The organism is Microbispora sp. NBRC 16548, assembly GCF_030268985.1.
GTDB lineage: Bacteria > Actinomycetota > Actinomycetes > Streptosporangiales > Streptosporangiaceae > Microbispora > Microbispora catharanthi.
On the sequence record NZ_BSSF01000070.1, the window covers coordinates 1 to 521 of the forward strand.

The 521-nt window shown below is 66.0% G+C and carries 1 pseudogene; it reads left to right on the forward strand.

Annotation, left to right across the window (positions count from 1 at the left end):
- Positions 1 to 521: pseudogene (locus QSK36_RS43070) on the forward strand ((Fe-S)-binding protein); the annotation flags it as partial.

The following is a 521-nucleotide window of genomic DNA, read 5'->3' on the forward strand; positions in this document are numbered from 1 at the left end:
TTCTCCGGCTCCCACCTGGGCGGGGCCTGGCTGGTCCTGTTCATGATCTTCAACATCATCTGGACGCTGTTCCTCGCCCGGGGCTCCGCGGCCGCCAACGGCAACTTCCCCTATGACTCGGGTGCCTTCGCCAGCCTGGCCATCGGGAAGATCCTGCCGCACAGCGAGCTGCTCGAGCAGATCGCCCTCCTGCTGCACATCGGCCTCATGCTGGTGTTCCTGGTCATCGTGGTGAACAGCAAGCACCTGCACATCTTCACCGCCCCTTTGAACGTGCTGTTCTCCCGCCGCCCCGACGGGCTGGGCCCGGCCCAGCCGATGCGCAGCGACGGCAAGGTGCTCGACTTCGAGGAGGCCGACCCCGAGGTCGACGTGTTCGGCCGCGGCAAGATCACCGACACGACCTGGAAGGGCTTCCTCGACTTCTACACCTGCACCGAGTGCGGCCGCTGCCAGTCCCAATGCCCGGCCTGGAACACCGACAAGCCGCTGTCGCCCAAGATGCTCATCCTCGACCAGCG